Raw genomic sequence first — 18,533 nt, 5'->3', positions numbered from 1 at the left:
GCGACGGCGGCCGCCGTCGCGGAACCGCTCCCCGCGTCCGCGGTCCGGATCATCAACGAGCGCAGCGTTCAGGGGCGGGCCGCGGCCGTCCTGACCCCCGAGGGGCAGCGGCAATGGCGGCTCGGCCCGGGTTCCCGGGTGGAAGACGCCCTCAGCGTGATCGCCGCCGACGCGGTCAGCATCATCGCGGGCGAACGAGACGGGAAGCTGGCCCTGTGTGCCTCACCGACCTGTCAGGCCGCCTTCTTCGACACCAGTCAGAGCCGCACCCGCAGATGGTGCGATATGAACACCTGCGGGAACCGGCAGAAGAAAGCGCGCTTCAATGCCAACCGCAAGAACTCCGGATCGGCGAAGTGATCGCCATAGCCGGTGCCGCGCGCGCTCGACCCTACCGTAAAAACGGGGCCGAAGGAGTGAACACCAAACGAAAACGATTCCTTTGGTTTGCGATATCCGTATGTTATCGATCCGATTAGCGGTCCCTTGACTTGCCGGTTTGCCGTAACTAGCTTCAAGTTTTCAGCTTTCAGAAAGGTAGATTGCAGACATAATCTGAATAGTTCAAGTATTGCTGACTCCGGTTGAACCTGGGGGACCGTTGCTGCAGATCGTGCTTACTGTCGATGACCTCGTCCGAACACGCATCATCGCCACCGCGGGGCCGAAGGTGGAGGCCGCGCTGGCCGTCGATCTGCTCGACGGCAACACCGCGGGACCGTTCGGCGAGTGGAGACAGCGGGTCCGCAACAGATTCGGCCACGACGGCAACGGCCTCGGGCTGTTGTTCAATTCGCGGCACTGCGAGCCGGAGCTGCGCTGGCAACAGGGGATGCACGCAGCCGACCCGGGACTCGGTCTCACCGGCGAGCAACGACGGTTCGCCGCGGAACTCAACGAGTTCACGCAGCTGATGATCACACCGTACTGGAGCGGCATCCTCGCACACCTCGAGTCGCGCCGCGGTGTCCTCGGCCGGGTGCTCGCCGCTGGGGGCGTGGAACGGCTGCTGGCCACCCTGCATCCGCAGATTCACTGGGAGCCCCCGGTGATCCGGATCCAGGCCCCCGGTCCGGACCGCATCGTGTATGCGAACGGGCGCAGCGTGGTGTTGTGCCCTTCCACGTTCCTCTGTACCAGGCCCGCGGCGTGTATCGAGCCTTCCGGGGAAGGGGATCCGCTGGTACTGCTGTTCTCCGCGCCGCCGGACCAGGAGGTGGCCAAGGCGATCTGGGGCGGAGCCAGCTACCGCGCGGAGAGTTCGCTTTCCGCGCTACTGGGTCGTACCCGCGCCTCCGTGCTGCGGCACCTGGTGGACAGCAGCACTACCACCGAACTGGCCAACCGGCTGGGCATCTCGGTCGCCGCGGCCAGCCAGCACGCCTCGGTGTTGCGCAGCGCGGGGCTGATCACCACACGGCGCAACCGCAATTCGGTGATGCACACGGTAACCGCCCTCGGTGTGCACCTGCTGGGCTACCGGGAGGTCGCTGCCATCCCGCACCAGATGGCCCCGGCCGCCGAGGGATTCGCCGCGCTCGAGGGGTGAACCGCACCCTCGGGCAGCGGCGATGTCCTCGTCACCGGGAAACTGAAACGCCCTTGCGTCGCCCCGTTTCATTCCCGCCTTAAGCATGGTGACCAGGCACCGGCGGTTCGGTTAGCGTCAGAAACGATGCCGCACCGAACGCTTCGAGATCGCAGGCGATGTTGAACGGAAAGGATTCGCTATGAGCACCAACCCCTTCGAAGACCCGGACGGTCGCTACCTGGTGCTGATCAACGACGAGCTCCAGTACTCGCTCTGGCCGTCCTTCGTGGAGGTCCCGGACGGCTGGAAGGTCGTCCTGGAGGAGACCGATCGCCAGTCGGCGCTCGACTACATCGAAGAGAACTGGACGGACATGCGGCCGAAGTCCCTCGCCGACGCGATGGACGGTGCCGATTGATCCGGGGTGCGTGGAAGGAACCCTTGTGCTAAAACGAATCACCGTAGTGCTGGTGGTGGCCGCGCTCGCCTTGGTTCCCGGCCTGAGCGCGGCCACGACGGCGCGGGATTCCCCGTCCTCCGGTGCCCGTGCCACACTGGCATACACCGAGCACGGCGTCCCGCACATCGAGGCTCGCAACTTCACCGATCTCGGCTACGGTTACGGTTTCGCCGAGGCCAAGGACAATCTCTGTACGCTGGCCGAGGTGTACCTCACGGTGCGCGGCGACCGGTCCCGCTATCTCGGCGCGTCCGGCCCGGCGGATACCTCGCTGGCGAACGCCGATACCAACCTCAGCAGCGACACGTACTTCCGCTACCTCTCGGCCACGGGCGCGGTGCGGCGATCGCTGGCGGCCGGGGCACCGGCCGGTCCACGCCCCGAAGTTCGCCAGCTCGTGCACGGATTCGCGCAGGGATATAACAAGTATCTGGCCGGCGGGCGAGTCACGGACCCGGCATGCAAGGGCAAGCCGTGGCTTCGGCCGATCAGCGATCTCGATGTGTACACCCACGCCTATGCGCTGGCCGTCGTCACCGGGTCCGGAGCCGCCGCCGAGGGGATGATCGGCGCGGCCCCACCGTCCGGTGCCGTCGAGTCCGCGGTGCCCAGTGCGGGGAAGTTGGTCGCCGCGGCGCGCGCCCGGGCCGCCGAACACGATCTGGGCAGCAATGCGATCGCGGCGGGCAGTGGCGGCACCAAGCCGGGAGTGCGCAGTGCGCTACTGGGGAATCCGCACTACCCGTGGCGCGGTCCGCGCCGGTTCTGGCAGGCACAGCTGACCATCCCCGGTAAATTCAACGCCAGTGGCGCCAGCCTGCTCGGCATGCCGATCGTGATGATCGGGCACAACGCCGAGGTGGCCTGGAGCCATACGGTCTCCACGGCGACAACGTTCGGCCTGTTCCAGAACCCCACCGTGCCCGGTGACCCGACGAGCTATCTGGTGGACGGCAAACCGGAAAAGATGACGACGACCAGGATCAGTGTGCCGCTCGCCGGCGGAGCACCGGTCACCAAGACGATCTACGGAACCCGCTATGGTCCGGTGATCACCAGCGGTCCGTCAGGTGTCCCGTTGCCTTGGAGCGGAAACGTGTTCTCGTTGCGCGACGCGAATCAGGGCAACCTGCGGCTGCTCAACACCTGGTTCGGCCTCGATACCGCGCGGAGCACCGATGGCGTGCGCGGCACCCTCGCCGGAACTCAGGGCGTGCCATGGGTGAACACCCTCGCGGTGGACCGGCGTGGCCGCGCCTTGTTCGCCGATATCCAGGCTGCCCCCGGAGTCACCGAGGAGTACGTGGACCGATGCGGTACCGCGATGGGCAAGCAGACCTATCGGGCCGCCGGTCTGTCCATTGTGGATGGCTCCCGCGGCGACTGCTCCTGGCGCACCGATCCGGACTCGGCCGCACCGGGGCTACTCGGCCCGTCCCGGCAGCCACAGCGCGACCGTGCGGACTTCGTCACCAACTCCAACGACTCCGCTTGGCTGGCCAACCCCGCGCAGCCGATCACCGGCTACCCGCGCACCATGGGCAGCATCGGGACCGCGCCGTCACTGCGCACCCAACAGGGCATCCTGTCCGCTCAACGGCGCCTCTCCGGCGTTGATGGCTTGCCCGGTAAGGGATTCGATGCCGCGAGCATGCGGTCGATCCTGTTCTCGGACGCCAGCCGCGCCGCGGAGCTCGCCGCCGAGGACACGGCCAGGATGTGCGCGGCGTTCCCCGGCGGAATCGCCCCATCGAGTACCGGCCCGGCCGACGTCGCACCCTACTGCGGCGCACTGTCCACCTGGGACGGACGGTTCACCGTCCACAGCAAGGGATCCCTGTTGTTCCAGCGTTTCGTGCAAGGCCTCGGCGGTGTCCGTGACCTGTGGAAGGTTCCGTTCGACCTACGCGACCCGGTCCACACGCCGAACTCGCTGAACACCGCGAATCCCGAGGTCCAGAAGGCGTTCGGCACCGCGGTCGCCGAGCTGCGTGCTGCGGGCATCGCGCCGGATGCCGGTCTTGGCCAGTACCAGGCGGTGCCCCGCAACGGCGAGACCATCCCGATCCACGGTGCCCCGCACCAGACCGGCGTACTGAACGTGATCACCCCGGTCTGGGATCCCCGTCGCGGCAACACCGAGGTGACGAGCGGTTCCAGCTTCATCCAGTCGATCCAGTTCACCGCGGCGGGGCCGAGCGGATCCACGCTGCTGACCTACGCGCAGTCGGCCGACCCCGGCTCACCACATTTCAGTGACCAGACCCGGCTGTTCTCCGCCGGACGATGGGTACCGGACCGGTTCACGCGGTCCCAGATCCTCGCCTCGCCCGCGCTGCGGGTCATCGCCCTGCGCTGAGCCATGGAACGGAGCATCTCATGCCGATCCTGAATGTCAACGGAATCCGGCTGCACTATCAGGTGCACGGCTCCGGCGATCCGGTCGTGTTGCTGATGGGCAGCGGCAGCACGGCGCAGAGCTGGCGTATGCACCAGGTTCCGGCGCTCAACGCGGCGGGGTTCCAGGCCGTTCTGGTGGACAACCGGGGGATTCCGCCCACCGACGAATGTTCCAGCGGGTTCACCATCGAGGACATGCTCGGCGATGTCATCGGATTGATCGAGAGCCTCGGGATCGGGCCGGCCCGGATCATCGGCACCTCCATGGGTGCCTACCTGGCACAGGAACTCTGCCTGGCCCGTCCCGGCCTCGTGCGCCAGGCCGTGCTGATGGCCAGCCGCGCGCGCAGCGATGCCGCCCGTGCGGCTTTGGCGCGTGGCGAACGGGAACTGGCGGAGAGCGGGGTTGCCGTTCCGAGTGGCTACGCCGCCATCGTGCGTGCCTTGCAGATGCTGTCCCCGAGCTCACTCGACGACGAACGGTCCATCGTCGACTGGCTGGATCTGTTCGAACTCGGAAACGGCGCTACGAAACAGGGCCTGCTGGCTCAGCTGAAGCTCGAACCCATGCCCGACCGGCGGGACGCCTACCGGCACATTGCCGTGCCCTGCCACGTGATCTCCTTCGCCGATGACCTGATCACCCCGCCTCGAGCCGGTCGTGAACTCGCCGCGCTCATCCCCGGTTCCTCCTTCGAACTCGTCCCGGAGGCAGGTCACTACGGCTACTTGGAAAGCCCGGAAATGGTGAACAAGAGCATCATCGAATTCTTCCATTCCTCTTGAATCCGGTGTGCCATCCCGGGGGACTTTCAGGAAATCCGAGCGGCCGGGTTGGCTCAGGTGCACACGCCGAGAATCCGGTCCTGGCCGCCCCTGCACACCCATTCCGGCAGTGCCCGATGGCCGCCTCGCTGCTCCTGACCGCCGTGCTGCCCGGCGCGGCCGTCGGGCCCGGACTCGGCAGGCCGGTCGTCGGCGACCGAGGATGAACGCGCGGCGCTGAGACCGTCGCTGCACAGCAGAGCGGCGCCGAGCGGAGTCAGGGTGTGCCACACCGTATTGCGGTTGCGGCGCTTGGTGATCAGACCCGCTTGGCGCAGGACGTCCGAGTGCTGGCTCACCCCTGCGGACGAAATGCCGAGCCGGTCGGCCAGTGCGGTGTTGGTGCCACAGGTTCCGTCCTGGATGGCGTTGAGCAGGGCGGCGCGAGTCCGGCCGATCAGTGCCGACAGTTGCTGACCGTTCAGCGCCCCGGGTCCCCAGGGGATGCCCGCGCGGCCCGGCTCGACCGGTGCGGACACGACCAGGACCGGTGGGTGCGGGGAACCGGCATAGGCCCCGAGCAGGACGGCGGGGCGCTTGCTGAGGAAAACCGAGGAAACGAGCAATAGCCCGCGGCCCGCGAGCCGGTAGATGCCGGAGTCGTCGTCCGGGATTTCCAGGTGCCCGGACCGCCATGTGAGCCTGGAGTCCAGTGTGGACATCAGCCGGTCGACCCCACCGGAGGCCAGCAGCCTGCTCCGGGCATCGAAATCGATCTGGAGGTGGTTGCGAATCTCCGGCCAGTGCGGCGCGATCGCGGTGTCCCGGTAAGCGTTCACGATCCGATGAGCCCGGCGCTGGGTCATATTGGCCGATGCCGGCCAGCGCGGCAGCTCGGGTGATCGCCTGCCATCCTCGGGGCAGGTGAGCAACCGCACCAGGTCCGGGACCGGGCGCAGGGTGGCGACCAGCTCCGATATGGCGGCCATCTGTTGCCCCGGCACGGCGCGCGCTCCGTCCCGCCACCGCGCCGGACGCGAGTTGCGGCCCGCGTCCAGGTGTTCCAGCGCGAATATCGCCTCGACCTTGCTCCCTAGTGTCGGCGCCAGGCGAACTCGCGTCAGATCGGTCGTCTCGAAGCAAATTCGGCTCACGTTCCCGCCCTCCCCGTCTCGCCGGACAGCACCCGGTGGCAGAAATACTCGCCGGAAACCGGGCCCCAGCAGCCGGCTCAAAATGGAACTAATCGGTAGGATATGTGACAAACGACCATCGAAAAATACCCCGGATTGGGTGAAAACTCAACATATCCCCCAAGTGCGGGCGACTGGTCACCGACCGTGCCCCGACGGTGCGGGATGTGTAGCAGCGCATCGATACGTTCCGTGCGCGGATGTGTCGTTCTTCTCGGGCGCGGGTGTGATCGTCGACAGTCCAATGTGGACACCAGTGTTTTCGGCTGGGGTGAAAGAGGATGTGCGGCAGGGGCAGCCTTGACAGGGTGAATGGTGCCAGCACCGTCGCCGAATACTGGAGGCATCGAAATGGCTGACCGGGTCGGGTTGTGGTTTTTCGGCGCCCGTGGATCCGTTGCCGTGACAGCGATCTGCGGCCTTGCCGCGGTGCGCAAGGGTTTGTACCCCGCTACCGGTTGTGTCACCGAAACCCTCGACCTGCCGGAGTGCTTCCCGAATTGGTCACAGCTCGTGGTGGGCGGTCATGACGTGGTCGATGTCCCGCTCGTCAAGCGCGCCGAGTTGCTGGCGGCGGACGGGCTGCTCCCGAATGATGCGGTCCGCGCGGTGGGTGATGAGCTCGAAGCCGTCGAGAAAGAGCTCCGCACCGGCTATCAACGGGGTGCACAGGAGCAGGGCACGGCGGCCGACCGGATCGGCGGGGAGATCGCCGAGTTCCGTGATCGGCATCGGCTGGACAGGGTCGTCGTGGTGAACGTGACGAGCACGGAGCCCCCGGTGCCCGATCAGCCGGAGCACCACGACCTGACGGCATTGGAGCGCACGCTCGGCGAGGGCCGGGATGTGCTGCCGGTTACCGCGCTGGGGTGTTACGCCTCGCTGCGGGCGGGCTGTGGCTATGTGGAGTTCACCCCGTCGCCGGGTATCCGGTACCCGGCACTCGCCGAGCTGGCCTTGCGGCAGCGAGTTCCTTATGCGGGTGCCGATGCCAAGACGGGGCAGACGTTGCTGCGATCGGTGCTGGCGCCCATGTTCGCGGCCCGCGCCTTGCCGGTCCGATCGTGGTCCGGGACGAATCTGCTCGGCGGGGGAGACGGCGCAAATCTGGGTGATGCCGAACGTGCTGCCGGGAAACTCGCCTCCAAGGGCCAGGTGCTGGAGTCGCTGCTGGGTGCCGATATCCCGGCTCCGCTGCATATCGACAATGTCGCGGAACTGGGCGAGCGCAAGGTCAGTTGGGACTACATCTCGTTCGAGGGGTTCCTCGGCGCCCGGATGAACCTGCAACTGTCCTGGGACGGCTACGATTCCGCGCTGGCCGCACCGCTGGTTCTCGACCTCGCCCGGTTGGTGGCGGGAGCGCAGGCGCGCGGGGAAAGCGGGCCATTGGGCGCGTTGGGGTTCTATTTCAAGGAACCGGTCGGCAGCGCCGAGCTCCGGCTGGCCCAGCAGGCCGAGCAGTTGCGGTGGTGGGCGACCTCGTGACTGCGGCATGGTTACGTCTGCTCCGGGCGCCCGCGGCGTTGACAGCGCTCGGTGACACGGTCGCGGGCGCCGCGGCGGGCGGTAGGCCACTGCGCGGCCGAAGGTTGTTGCTGCCGTTGGCTTCCGCGTCGTTCTACTGGTCCGGCATGGTTTTCAACGACTGGGCGGACCGGAGGGTGGACGCGGTGGAGCGGCCGGAGCGGCCCATCCCCTCAGGAGAGATCCGGCCCGCGGCTGCGCTGGCCGCGGCCGGGGGACTCGCCGGTGCGGGGATGGTGTTCGCGGCGATCGGCGGAGGTCGGGCCGCGGTTCCGGTCGCCGCGGCCCTGACCGGCGCGATCGCTTGCTATGACGGTTATGCGAAGCGCACCGCCGCGGGACCGGCGACGATGGCCCTGTGCCGGGGGCTGGATGTGTTGCTCGGTGCGCCCGGCGCGCCCGCGGCCCGTGCCGCGACGGTGCTGGCGGTGCACACGGTGGGGGTCACCGTGCTTTCCCGCGGCGAGGTGCACGGTGCCGGGCCTGGGGCGTGCGCGCTGGCGTTGACCGCGACCGCGATCTGTGCGGCGAGCGGTGGATCGGCGGGCATGCCGTGGCGGATCGGTTATGCGGCAACGGTCGGGCATGCCCAGCTGCGGGCCGCGCGGGACCGTGGCGCGAATGCGGTTCGCAGGGCGACAGCGGCGGGCATCCACGGCATGATTCCCCTGCAGGCCACCTTGGTAGCCGCCGGCGGGGCACAGCGGAGGGCGGCGATGGTGGCTGCCGCATATCCGGTCGCCCGGTTGCTGGCCAGGAAGGCGAGTCCGACATGACCTACGCGCTCGGTTACAACACGAACGGGTTCGCCGGTCATCGGCTGGAGGACGCGCTGCGGCTGCTGGCCGACACCGGATACTCGGCAGTGGCCATCACGCTCGACCATCATCATCTTGATCCGCTCGCCACCGATATTCCGGCCCGAACGGACCGGGTCGCCGCCCTGCTGGACGAACTGGGACTGCGCCGCGTGGTGGAGACCGGAGCCCGGTATCTTCTGGACCCCCGCGACAAGCACGAGCCCACCCTGGTGAGCCAGGCTGCGGAACCGCGGATGGAGCTGACCAGGAGCGCGGTACGGGTGGCGGAGCGGCTCGGCGCGGAATGTGTCTCGCTGTGGTCGGGGACCGTTCCCCGGGATGTGCCGGAAACCGTGGCCTGGCAACGGCTTCGGGATCGATTGCCGCCGCTGGTGGAGTACGCGGGCGCGCGGGGCATGCGATTGGGGTTCGAACCGGAGCCGGGCATGGCGGTGGACACCTTGCCCGCGTTGTTCCGGCTGCGGGCCGAGCTGGGGCATCCGGAGGCCCTCGGGATCACCCTGGATGTCGGGCACTGTGTCGCCGTCGAGGACCGGTCGGCCGCCGATTGTGTGCGGGCCGCAGCGCCGTGGCTGGTGAACGTGCAACTCGACGATATGCGTGCGGGCGTGCACGAGCATCTGCCGTTCGGGGAGGGGGAGCTTGATCTGCCCGCGACGCTGGCCGCCCTGGACGAGGTCGGGTACCGGGGCGTCGCCGCCGTGGAATTGCCCCGGCACAGTCACGCGGCCCCTGTGCTGGCCGCCGCCTCCCTGCGCGCGCTGAACGCCGCTGCCACGGCGGTGGTGTGAGATGTGGCTGGAAGGAGCCGAGGAACGGATCCGGCAGTGCCCCTCCGCGGTGCACACGCTGTTCCCCGCGGTGGGCCGGATGGTGGGACGTGCCGCCCTGTACCCGCAACTGGACCGGGACGGCCTGGTGTACGGCAGCGTGGAGGACAGGGCGCGCTGTCAATTGCTGGTGGTACTCGCGGACTCGTGTGCCCCGGCACGGTTGCCCGCGATGGTCGGCGAGTTGTATCGGCACGGTGATGATGCGGAACGGCGCGGTGTACTGCGCGGCCTGCCGCTGTTGCCGCGATCCTGTGCCGAAACCGGGGTTTCGCTGGTGCGCGATGCGTTGCGCAGCAACGACACCAGGCTGGTCGCGGTGGCGATGGGGCGGTTCGCCGCGGAGCACCTCGGGCAGCACGAGTGGCGGCACGGTGTGTTGAAAGTGCTGTTCATGGGCATTCCGGTGCGCGCGGTTGCCGGACTGCGCACCAAGATGGACGCCGAGCTGTCGCGCATGGTCGAGGATTTCGCCGAGGAACGCCGGGCCGCGGGCCGCCCGCCGGGCGCGGATGCCGAGTACCTGCTGACGTTGGGAGCACAGTGTTGAGGATCTTCGACCCCCATATCCATATGACCTCCCGCACCACCGACGACTACGAGAACATGCACGCGGTGGGTGTGCGGGGCCTGGTGGAGCCGGCGTTCTGGCTGGGCCAGCCCCGTACCGGGGTGGGTTCGTTCGTGGACTACTTCGACGGGCTGATCGGCTGGGAACGTTTTCGTGCCAGGCAGTTCGGCATCCGGCACCACTGCACGATCGCGTTGAATCCCAAGGAGGCCAACGATCCTCGCTGTGTCGAGGTGCTGGACGTGCTCCCGAGATACCTGGCCAAGGACGGCGTGGTCGCGGTCGGCGAGGTCGGCTACGACTCGATGACCCCGGAAGAGGATTTCGCGCTGCAACGCCAGCTCGAACTGGCGCTCGAATTCGAACTCCCCGTGCTGGTGCACACCCCGCACCGGGACAAGCTGGCCGGTACCCGGCGCGCCCTGGACGTGCTGGCCGAATCGGGAGTGTCGCCGCAATACGCGCTGATCGATCACCTGAACGAGACGACCGTGGACCTGGTCGCGGACAGCGGCTGCTGGATGGGTTTCTCGATCTACCCGGACACCAAGATGGACGAGCATCGCATGGTCCGGGTGTTGCGGGAGTACGGCACCGAACGCGTGCTGGTCAACTCGGCGGCGGACTGGGGCCGCTCGGATCCGCTGAAGACCTACCGGGTGGCGCTCGCGATGCTGGACGCCGGGTTCACCGAATGCGATGTGGATACGGTGCTGTGGCGCAACCCCGTCGACTTCTACGGCCAGTCCGGCAGGCTGAATCCCGAGCCGTTCCCCGAGCCGCCGGAGGAAACCACCGTGTTCGAGGGAAATTCGGTGCTGCGAGGGGAACGACCGTGAGCAAGCTCTGCTACTGCACCAATGTGCACCCGGCCGAGGACCTGCCCGGGATACTGGAGCAGCTGGACCGGTATTCGCTTCCGGTGCGCCACCAGCTCGGCGCCGACCGGCTGGGACTGGGACTGTGGCTGGCCGCCGGAGTGGCCGAGGGGCTGGCCGCGGATCCGGCGGCGGTGCGCCGATTTCGCGGTGAGCTGGACGCGCGCGGGCTGGATGTGCTGACGCTGAACGCATTCCCGTACGGCGGTTTCCACCGGGAACGCGTCCGGCACGATGTCTACCGGCCGGCGTGGACGGAGCAGGCGCGAGTGCGCTACACCGCGAACTGCGCCACGGTGCTGGCCGGGCTGCTGGCCGATGACGCGCGGGCGGGCAGCATTTCGACCTTGCCGCTCGGCTGGCGAACCCCCTGGACGGCGGCCGATGACGCGAGCGCTGCCGCGGGCCTGACCGAGGCCGCACGGGCGTGTGCCGCGGCGGGGGAGCGGGCGGGCCGGCCGATCCGGCTCGCGGTCGAACCCGAGCCCGGTTGTGTGCTGGACACGGTCGCCGACGCGGTGGATTGGCTGGCCGGCCGGGTGGATCCGGAGCTGGTCGGTATCTGCCTTGACACCTGCCACCTCGCGGTGTCCTGGGCGGACCCGTCCGCGACCGTCGCCTCGATCGCGGACGCCGGGCTTCGGGTGGCCAAGGTGCAGGCATCGGCAGCGCTGGAGGTGCCCGACCCGATGGACCCCGCGGTGCGCGATGCGCTCGCGGAGTTCGCCGAAGGGCGGTATCTGCACCAGGTCCGGGAACGGTCCGTGGGTGGCGCGGACGACCTGGCGGACGCGCTGGGTGGCACGCTGCCGGGGCGCGCACCGTGGCGGGTGCATTTCCATGTTCCGCTGCATGCCCGCCCCCGGGCTCCGCTGCGGGCGACCACCGAGGTGATCGAGACGGTGCTTGGGGACCTCGACCAGGATGTGCCGGTCGAGGTGGAAACCTATACCTGGTCGGTGTTGCCGCGCGCGCACCGCGAGCCGCTGGTCCCGGGGATCGCGGCGGAGCTGGCCTGGGCCGGTGCCCGGCTGTCGGCGGCGGTGCCGCGATGAGCTGCGGGCGGGTGCTGTTACTGAACGTTGTCGGGTTGACCGCCGGGTTGCTCGAACACATGCCGAACCTCGGCCGGCTCGCCACCCGGGCCCGGCTGCGGCCGGTACTGCCCGCGGTGACCTGCAGCGTGCAGTCCTCGATGCTGACCGGGCTGCTGCCCGCCGAACACGGGATCGTCGGAAACGGGTGGTACTTCCGTGATCTCGGCGAGATTCACCTGTGGCGACAGCACAACCGGTTAGTCGGCGGCACGAAGATCTGGGAGGCGGCGCGGGCCGAGATCCCCGGCTACCGGGCGGCGAACCTGTGCTGGTGGTATGCGATGGGCGCCAGCACGGACATCACGGTGACCCCGCGGCCGGTGTATCACGCGGACGGCCGCAAGTCCCCGGACTGCTATGTCCGGCCGCCGCGGCTGCACGACGAGCTGACCGCGCAGCTGGGGCCGTTCCCGTTGTTCCAGTACTGGGGGCCGACGGCAGCCATCGCCTCGTCCCGGTGGATCGCCGCCGCCGGGATGCGGGTGCTGGACGATCCGCCGGAGCTGACTATGGCCTACCTGCCGCACCTGGACTACGACCTGCAGCGGTACGGGCCGGACTCGGCCGCGGCCGCGCGCGCGGCACGCGCGGTGGACGCGGCGGCCGCCCCGCTGCTCGAGAAGGCGGCGGCTTCGGGCATCACGGTGCTGGTGGTCAGCGAGTACGGCATTACCGCGGTATCGCGCCCGGTGCACGTGAACCGCGCACTGCGTGCCGCGGGGCTGCTCGAGGTGTACACCCAGGAGGGGATGGAATACCTGGATCCGTGGACCTCCAGGGCATTCGCGGTCGCCGATCACCAGATCGCGCACGTGTACGTCCCGGAAGCCACCGATCTGTCGCGGGCACGGGCGGTCCTTGCCGAGCTGCCCGGTGTGGACCAGGTGCTCGATCGGGAAGGGCAACGCGCGTACGGAATCGACCATGCCCGTGCTGGAGAGCTGGTACTGGTGGCGGAACCGGACGCCTGGTTCACGTACTACTACTGGAACGAGGACGCGCACGCCCCGGATTTCGCCCGGGGCGTCGAGATTCACCGCAAGCCGGGCTATGACCCCGCGGAGCTCTTCTTCGATCCGGCCGACCCGCTGGCGAAGGCGAAAGCCGCCATGAACCTGGTCCGCAAGCGGGCCGGGCTGCGCTACCGGATGTCCATGGTGCCGACCGACGCGGGATGGGTGCGCGGATCGCACGGCAGGCTGCCGGACACGGCCGCCGACTCGCCGCTGGTGCTGTGCTCACGGGAGCTCGACCTGCCGGAGAGCGTGCCGGTGACCGACATCAAGAACATGGTGCTGAGCCTGCAGGGTTTGCGCGAGACCGTCCCGGCGGACTGAACACTCGACCGTCCGGGAACCGGATCAGCGCGGGGCTTCGAGGCAGTCGGTCAGCTGGGCGGGGGTGGGGTTGTCGAAGACCTGCTGAACCGAGACTTCGGCCCCCAGCGCGGACCGGATCCGCCCGGCGAGCCGCACCGCGGTCAGCGAGTGCCCACCGAGTTCGAAGAAGTCGTCGTCCACCCCGATCGAGCCGACACCGAGCACCTCGGCGAACAGTTCGCACACGAGCTCCTCGCGCGGGCCGCGCGGCGCACGACCACTGCCGGAAACCGGACGCCGCGGTGCGGGAAGGGCTGCGCGGTCGAGCTTTCCGTTGACCGTCAACGGAAACTGCTCCAGCACCACGAACGCGGCCGGTACCATGTAATCGGGCAACACGGCCTTGAGCTGTTCGCGCAGTACCGGCACCTCGACCGGTTCACCGACCAGGTAGGCCACCAGGCCCTGGTCTCCGGGGGCGATCTCGCGCAGTACCACCGCCGCGTCCGTGACCGAGGGCTGCGCGACGATCTTCGCCTCGACCTCACCGAGCTCGATGCGGAACCCGCGTACCTTCACCTGCTGGTCGGACCGGCCGAGGTATTCCAGCCCGTCGCCGGTGTGGCGCGCGAGATCGCCGGTGCGGTACAACCGGCCGGTGCCGAACGGGTTCGCCACGAACCGGGATGCCGTGCGGCCGGGCTGCCCCAGATAACCCTGCGCCAGGCCGGGACCCGCGACATACAGCTCACCGGTCACCCCGGGCGGCACCAAGCGCAGGTTGCCGTCCAGCACATAGACGGAAAGGTCGGCGATGGGCCCGCCGATCATGCTGTGCGAGATGTCCTTGTCCAGCGCCAGATAACTGACGTGCACGGTCGTCTCGGTGATGCCGTACATGTTCGACAGCAGGGGCGCGTCATGGGGGTGCCGCGAGTACCAGTCCGCCAGGCGCGCGGGTTCGAGTGCCTCCCCGCCGAACACCACGTGCCGCAGCGCCAGTTCGTGGCCCGGACGCTCGGCATCGGCCTGGGCCAGCTGATAGAACGCCGAGGGTGTCTGGTTCAGGAAGGTCACACGCTCCTCGGCGAGCAGCGCCAGGAATTCCCGGGGGGCGCGGCTGACCGAGTGTGGTACGACGACGAGCTTGCCGCCGTAGAGCAGCGCACCCCACATCTCCCACACCGAAAGGTCGAAGGCGTAGCTGTGGAACAGCGTCCACACATCGGTTTCGGCGAACCCGAAGTGCCGCTCGGTCGCGGTCAGCAGCCGCACGACGTTCTCGTGCGTCACGACGACACCCTTCGGTGCGCCCGTGGAACCGGAGGTGTAGATGATGTAGGCGGGGTGCTGCGGCAGCAGCGGAGCGGTCCCGGTGACCGCGGTTGCCGGGCAGTCGGCCAGCGGAAGCCGCGGATCGTCCAGTACGAGGACCTGCGCGGGCAGGTCCCCGGGCAACCGCTCGGCCTGCGAGCGCACGGTCAGCAGCAGGTTCGCGGACGCGTCACCGAGCAGGTACCGCAGCCGCTCGTTCGGCTGCTGCGGGTCGATCGGCAGGTACGTCGCGCCGGACTTGAGCACGCCGAGCACGGCGGGCACCAGTTCCAGCTCGCGCGGCAGCAGCAGCGCCACCACCGATCCCGGCCCCATGCCGCGGTCGACGAGATGATGGGCCAGCCGATTCGCGGACTCGTCCAGCTCGGTGTAAGACAGCCGCGCGGAACCGCGGACGACGGCGGTGTTCTCCGGTGTGCGGCGTGCCTGTGCTTCGAACAGCTCCGGGATCGTCGCGCCGGGGACCGCCACATCGCCGGGGCCTTCGCTGCGCCGGCGTAACCGCGCGCGTTCTTCCTCGCCGAGCAGCTGGATCCGGCCGACCGGTGTGTCCGCGGCGTCGGCGGCGCTGCCGAGCAGCCGCAGCACCTGGTCGGCGAGTGACTCGATGGTCGCGCGGTGGAACACATCCGGGCGGTAGTCGAGGTGGAACCGCAGCGTGCGGCCCGGTCCGACGATGAACGTGAGCGGATAGTGGGTCGTGTCGCCGCCCCGGGCCGCGATGTTCGTGACCACCGGTTCACTGTCCACAGTGGACTCGCTGGACGGGTAGTTCTGGAACACGCACAGTGTGTCGAACAGTTTGGCCCCGGCCAGGATGTCGGCGAGTCCGATGTGCTGGTGGGCCAGCAGCGCGGACTGCTCAGACTGCAACCGCTTCAGCAGTGCGGTGAGATGCTCTCGCGGGTCCAGCGAGACTCGCAGTGGCACCGTGTTGACGAACAGGCCGACCATGGATTCGACGCCGTCGAGCTCCGGCGGCCTGCCGGACACCGTGATGCCGGTGAGGATGTCCGCGCGTCCGGTGAAACCGCCCAGCACCACGCCCCATACGCCCTGCACGACGGTGTTGAGGGTCAACCCGTTCGAGCGCGCCCACCGCACGAGCCGCGCAGTGTCTACTTCGGACAGTTCGCGATGCAGCTGTTCTGGGAAGACCGGCCGCGCGGACGCCTCGGGTGCGACCAGTGTCGGCGTCTCGACATCGCCGAGCGCCGCGCGCCAGGCGGCCAGCGCGGCATCCCGGTCCTGGGCGGTCAGCCAGCGCAGGTAGTCACCGTACGGGCGCGGGCAAGGCAGTTCGGCTTTCCGGTACAGCGCCAGCAATTCCCGCACCAGCACCGGAAGCGACCAGCCGTCGACCACGATGTGGTGGAACGTGAGTGCCAGCCGACAGCCGTTCTCGACGCGGATCAGCAGGAACCGCAGCAGTGGTGGTCTCTCGAGGTCGAATGCCCGTTCCCGCTCGGCGTCGACCAGCTGTTCGGCATCGGCCCGGGACGCCGAAACCTCCTGCCATGCCAAGGTGGGCGAGTGCGTGATGAGTTGCGCCAGCTCACCGGATTTGCGTGGCCGGAAGCAGGCACGCAGGCTGTCGTGCCGGTCAAGCAAGGACTGGGCGGCCTGCCGTAGCCGGGCGATGTCGATCGACTCGGCCAGCTCGAGGACAACCTGGCCGACGTAGACGTCGATGCCCCGGGTTCCCCCGGCCTCCTCGGTGAGCCGGTTGTGGAACAGCAGACCTTCCTGCAGCGGGGAAAGTGGCAGGATGTCTTGGATGACTCGGGACTGTTGGTTCACGTCAGCCTCTCCCCATCGTTTCCGCACCAGGGCAGTCCCGGCAAACCTAACAGCGCGCATCGCCGGTCGCGTACGTGTTTCAGCCCCGGCCTAAACTCATTTCCGGCCGGTAGCGAGGATCGGGTGCCTCAGCGCGAGCGCGGGGTGACCAGTCCGGAATCATAGGCGGCGATCACCAGCTGCGCCCGGTCCCGCGCGTCCAGCTTGTTCAGCAGGCGGCCGATATGGGTTTTCACGGTCCCGAGCGCCACGTTCAGCTCCTGGGCGATCTCCGTATTGGACAGTCCGCTGGCGATGAGCACGAGCACCTCCTGTTCCCGCTCGGTGATCTCGTCCAGCCCGCGCGGGGAACCGGCCGGTTGGCCTTTCCCGGTGAACGTGGCGATGAGCCGGCGGGTGACCCGGGGCGCCAGCAGTGCCTCGCCTGCCGCGACCAGCCGGATGCCGTTGAGCAGTTCCGTAGCCGTGGAATCCTTGACCAGGAACCCGCTCGCCCCGGCGGTGAGCGCGGCGTAGACGTACTCGTCCAGGTCGAAGGTCGTCAGAATCAGCACCTGTACCCCGGACAGGTCCGGATCCGCACAGATCCTGCGGGTGGCCTCGATCCCGTCCATCTCGGGCATCCGGACGTCCATCAGCACCACATCGGGCCGGTACTCCCTGGCGAGCCGGATCGCCTCGGCACCGGTTCCGGCTTCGCCGGCCGTGCGGAAACCCGGTGACGCGTCGAGCAGCGCCCGGAAGCTCTCCCGCATCAGGTCGTGATCGTCGGCGAGCAGTACCGCGATGTCCGGGGACGGTGCCGCGTCCGTCATGCGGGCTCCTCGGGGGCGTAGGGAATCTCGGCGACCACCCCGAACCCGCCCGCCGGGCGTGCTCCCGCGGTCAGCGTTCCGCCGTACATGGTCACCCGCTCGCGCATACCGATCAGGCCTTGACCGGCCGATCGATGACCGGATGACCGCTGGCCCCGGCCACTGTCCACGACCTCAACGTGCACGCTGCCTCCCGCGGCGCGCACCGTCACCCGGCAACGGTGGGCGTTGGCATGCTTCATCACGTTGGTGAGTGATTCCTGAACGATCCGGTACACGGTCAGATCGACCGCCTCGGGCAGGTCCTCGACGCCGGTCAGGCTCAGGTCGACCCACAGCCCGGCGGAGCGTAGCCGTTCGGCGAGCTCGGGCAGGTCGGCGGTGCCGTGTACGGGGGCCAATTCGGCGGCCTGATCGTCGGCGGCGCGCAGGACGTCGAGCAACCGCCGGATCTCGGTGAGCGCGGTCCGGCTGGTGTGCTCGATGATCTGCAGGGCCGCGCGGGTCTCGACCGGCCGCTGTTCGGCGATGTGGTTGGCCACGGTCGCCTTCACCGCGATCAGGCTCATGCTGTGCCCGACGATGTCGTGCAGTTCGCGGGCGATGCGCAGGCGTTCGTCGGTGACCGCCTCGTGGGCGAACCGGCGGGCGAATTCGGCCCGGATCGCCCTGCGCCAGCGGATCACCATGCCGATGGCCCACGCTATGGCCAATTCGGCGACGACAAGGCCGAGCTCGACCTGCCACCACAGGGGAACTTCGCTCAGCGGTGCATCGGCCGGGCTCATCCCGGTCCGGTGATAGAGCCAGGGAATGGTGCTTGCGGGTCCGGCCAGGCTGACGATCAGGGCCAGGGTGGCCACGACGGTGCCCGTCGCGGTGGCCGCGGTGTACAGCGCCAGCGCGGTGGCCACGTAGGTCACCCAGATGACGCCGGCACCCACGGCGCCGAACGAGGTCGCGGCCGTGGTCGCGATGACCAGGAAACCCAATACCGGCAGCGGCCACCGGCGGCGTACCGCCAGCGGCAGTCCGACCGCGGCCCCGGCCAGCCAGGCCACCCACTGCGGGCCGGTGAACGGCGGCCCCGGTGGTTCGAGGACGGCGCGGGCGGCGCCGAAGGCCAGCACGACGGCGGCCGCGGCGTCGATCAGCTGACCGCGTGCGGTGGATCCGTTGTGCCATGCCACG

16 protein-coding genes are annotated in these 18,533 nt (G+C 68.7%); 12 read left to right on the top strand and 4 right to left on the bottom strand.

Annotated elements, in window-relative coordinates; all coding sequences use genetic code 11:
- The 5 genes from AD72_RS30840 to AD72_RS30820 all read left to right on the top strand — a co-directional run.
- The coding region (locus AD72_RS30840) for a CGNR zinc finger domain-containing protein (RefSeq protein ID WP_031470160.1) at positions 1 to 360 on the top strand (360 nt) is incomplete at its 5' end.
- Between the two features lie 253 nt (positions 361 to 613).
- Positions 614 to 1,549 carry an ArsR/SmtB family transcription factor gene (locus AD72_RS30835; RefSeq protein ID WP_156365440.1) on the top strand — a complete coding sequence of 312 codons (936 nt, stop codon included), beginning with the start codon at positions 614 to 616 and terminating at the stop codon, positions 1,547 to 1,549.
- 181 nt (positions 1,550 to 1,730) lie between these two features.
- On the top strand, positions 1,731 to 1,949 hold the full coding sequence (locus AD72_RS30830) for an MbtH family protein (RefSeq protein WP_031470158.1): 219 nt from the start codon (positions 1,731 to 1,733) through the stop codon (positions 1,947 to 1,949).
- Between the two features lie 25 nt (positions 1,950 to 1,974).
- A complete protein-coding gene (locus AD72_RS30825) occupies positions 1,975 to 4,350 on the top strand; it encodes a penicillin acylase family protein (protein WP_031470157.1) in 2,376 nt (791 codons plus the stop codon).
- Between the two features lie 20 nt (positions 4,351 to 4,370).
- Positions 4,371 to 5,177 carry an alpha/beta fold hydrolase gene (locus AD72_RS30820; RefSeq protein ID WP_031470156.1) on the top strand — a complete coding sequence of 269 codons (807 nt, stop codon included), beginning with the start codon at positions 4,371 to 4,373 and terminating at the stop codon, positions 5,175 to 5,177.
- Positions 5,178 to 5,230: 53 nt separating this feature from the next.
- On the opposite strand, the gene AD72_RS30815 is transcribed toward AD72_RS30820, so the two are convergent.
- The gene (locus tag AD72_RS30815) at positions 5,231 to 6,310 is read right to left on the bottom strand and encodes a winged helix-turn-helix domain-containing protein (RefSeq protein ID WP_156365439.1); all 1,080 of its coding nucleotides are present in this window, start codon (positions 6,308 to 6,310) and stop codon (positions 5,231 to 5,233) included.
- Positions 6,311 to 6,700: 390 nt separating this feature from the next.
- Here AD72_RS30815 and AD72_RS30810 point away from each other — a divergent pair, with 390 nt between their 5' ends.
- Genes AD72_RS30810 through AD72_RS30785 form a run of 7 tightly spaced genes read left to right on the top strand, consistent with a single transcriptional unit; the run spans position 6,701 to position 13,410 of the window.
- Positions 6,701 to 7,837, top strand: a complete 1,137-nt coding sequence (locus tag AD72_RS30810; protein ID WP_031470154.1) for an inositol-3-phosphate synthase — start codon at positions 6,701 to 6,703, stop codon at positions 7,835 to 7,837.
- Positions 7,834 to 8,652: an SCO3242 family prenyltransferase gene (locus tag AD72_RS30805; protein ID WP_031470153.1), complete on the top strand. Its 819-nt coding sequence runs from the start codon at positions 7,834 to 7,836 to the stop codon at positions 8,650 to 8,652. The genes AD72_RS30810 and AD72_RS30805 overlap by 4 nt, the downstream gene beginning before the upstream one ends.
- On the top strand, positions 8,649 to 9,488 hold the full coding sequence (locus AD72_RS38130) for a sugar phosphate isomerase/epimerase family protein (protein WP_343123749.1): 840 nt from the start codon (positions 8,649 to 8,651) through the stop codon (positions 9,486 to 9,488). The genes AD72_RS30805 and AD72_RS38130 overlap by 4 nt, the downstream gene beginning before the upstream one ends.
- Before the next feature lies 1 nt (position 9,489).
- The gene (locus AD72_RS38125) at positions 9,490 to 10,077 is read left to right on the top strand and encodes an EboA domain-containing protein (protein WP_343123748.1); all 588 of its coding nucleotides are present in this window, start codon (positions 9,490 to 9,492) and stop codon (positions 10,075 to 10,077) included.
- Positions 10,074 to 10,937, top strand: coding sequence for a TatD family hydrolase (locus tag AD72_RS30795; protein ID WP_031470152.1), 864 nt, complete (start codon positions 10,074 to 10,076; stop codon positions 10,935 to 10,937). Before AD72_RS38125 ends, AD72_RS30795 begins: the two co-directional genes overlap by 4 nt.
- The gene (gene eboE / locus AD72_RS30790) at positions 10,934 to 12,031 is read left to right on the top strand and encodes a metabolite traffic protein EboE (protein WP_031470151.1); all 1,098 of its coding nucleotides are present in this window, start codon (positions 10,934 to 10,936) and stop codon (positions 12,029 to 12,031) included. The genes AD72_RS30795 and eboE overlap by 4 nt, the downstream gene beginning before the upstream one ends.
- On the top strand, positions 12,028 to 13,410 hold the full coding sequence (locus tag AD72_RS30785; protein ID WP_031470150.1) for an alkaline phosphatase family protein: 1,383 nt from the start codon (positions 12,028 to 12,030) through the stop codon (positions 13,408 to 13,410). Before eboE ends, AD72_RS30785 begins: the two co-directional genes overlap by 4 nt.
- Before the next feature lie 24 nt (positions 13,411 to 13,434).
- Here AD72_RS30785 and AD72_RS30780 read toward each other — a convergent pair whose 3' ends face one another.
- The 3 genes from AD72_RS30780 to AD72_RS30770 all read right to left on the bottom strand — a co-directional run bounded on the left by AD72_RS30780 (position 13,435) and on the right by AD72_RS30770 (position 18,532).
- Positions 13,435 to 16,527: a non-ribosomal peptide synthetase gene (locus tag AD72_RS30780; RefSeq protein ID WP_051899194.1), complete on the bottom strand. Its 3,093-nt coding sequence runs from the start codon at positions 16,525 to 16,527 to the stop codon at positions 13,435 to 13,437.
- Positions 16,528 to 16,655: 128 nt separating this feature from the next.
- A complete protein-coding gene (locus AD72_RS30775; RefSeq protein ID WP_031470148.1) occupies positions 16,656 to 17,342 on the bottom strand; it encodes a response regulator in 687 nt (228 codons plus the stop codon).
- Positions 17,339 to 18,532 (bottom strand): sensor histidine kinase, encoded by a 1,194-nt coding sequence (locus AD72_RS30770; RefSeq protein ID WP_051899193.1) that lies wholly within the window; start codon positions 18,530 to 18,532, stop codon positions 17,339 to 17,341. Before AD72_RS30770 ends, AD72_RS30775 begins: the two co-directional genes overlap by 4 nt.
- Position 18,533: the final 1 nt, after the last annotated feature.

The sequence above is a fragment of the Sciscionella sediminilitoris genome (assembly GCF_000737195.2).
GTDB classification, from domain to species: Bacteria; Actinomycetota; Actinomycetes; order Mycobacteriales; family Pseudonocardiaceae; genus Sciscionella; species Sciscionella sediminilitoris.
Note: the sequence above shows the minus strand (reverse complement) of the source record. Positions and strands in the feature narration are given on the sequence as shown.

Coding starts and splice junctions, on each gene's coding strand:
- AD72_RS38125 (WP_343123748.1), top strand. CDS start 9,490: ATGTGGCTGGAAGGAGCCGAGGAACGGATCCGGCAGTGCCCCTCCGCG.
- AD72_RS30810 (WP_031470154.1), top strand. CDS start 6,701: ATGGCTGACCGGGTCGGGTTGTGGTTTTTCGGCGCCCGTGGATCCGTT.
- AD72_RS38130 (WP_343123749.1), top strand. CDS start 8,649: ATGACCTACGCGCTCGGTTACAACACGAACGGGTTCGCCGGTCATCGG.
- AD72_RS30775 (WP_031470148.1), bottom strand. CDS start 17,342: ATGACGGACGCGGCACCGTCCCCGGACATCGCGGTACTGCTCGCCGAC.
- AD72_RS30830 (WP_031470158.1), top strand. CDS start 1,731: ATGAGCACCAACCCCTTCGAAGACCCGGACGGTCGCTACCTGGTGCTG.
- AD72_RS30820 (WP_031470156.1), top strand. CDS start 4,371: ATGCCGATCCTGAATGTCAACGGAATCCGGCTGCACTATCAGGTGCAC.
- AD72_RS30785 (WP_031470150.1), top strand. CDS start 12,028: ATGAGCTGCGGGCGGGTGCTGTTACTGAACGTTGTCGGGTTGACCGCC.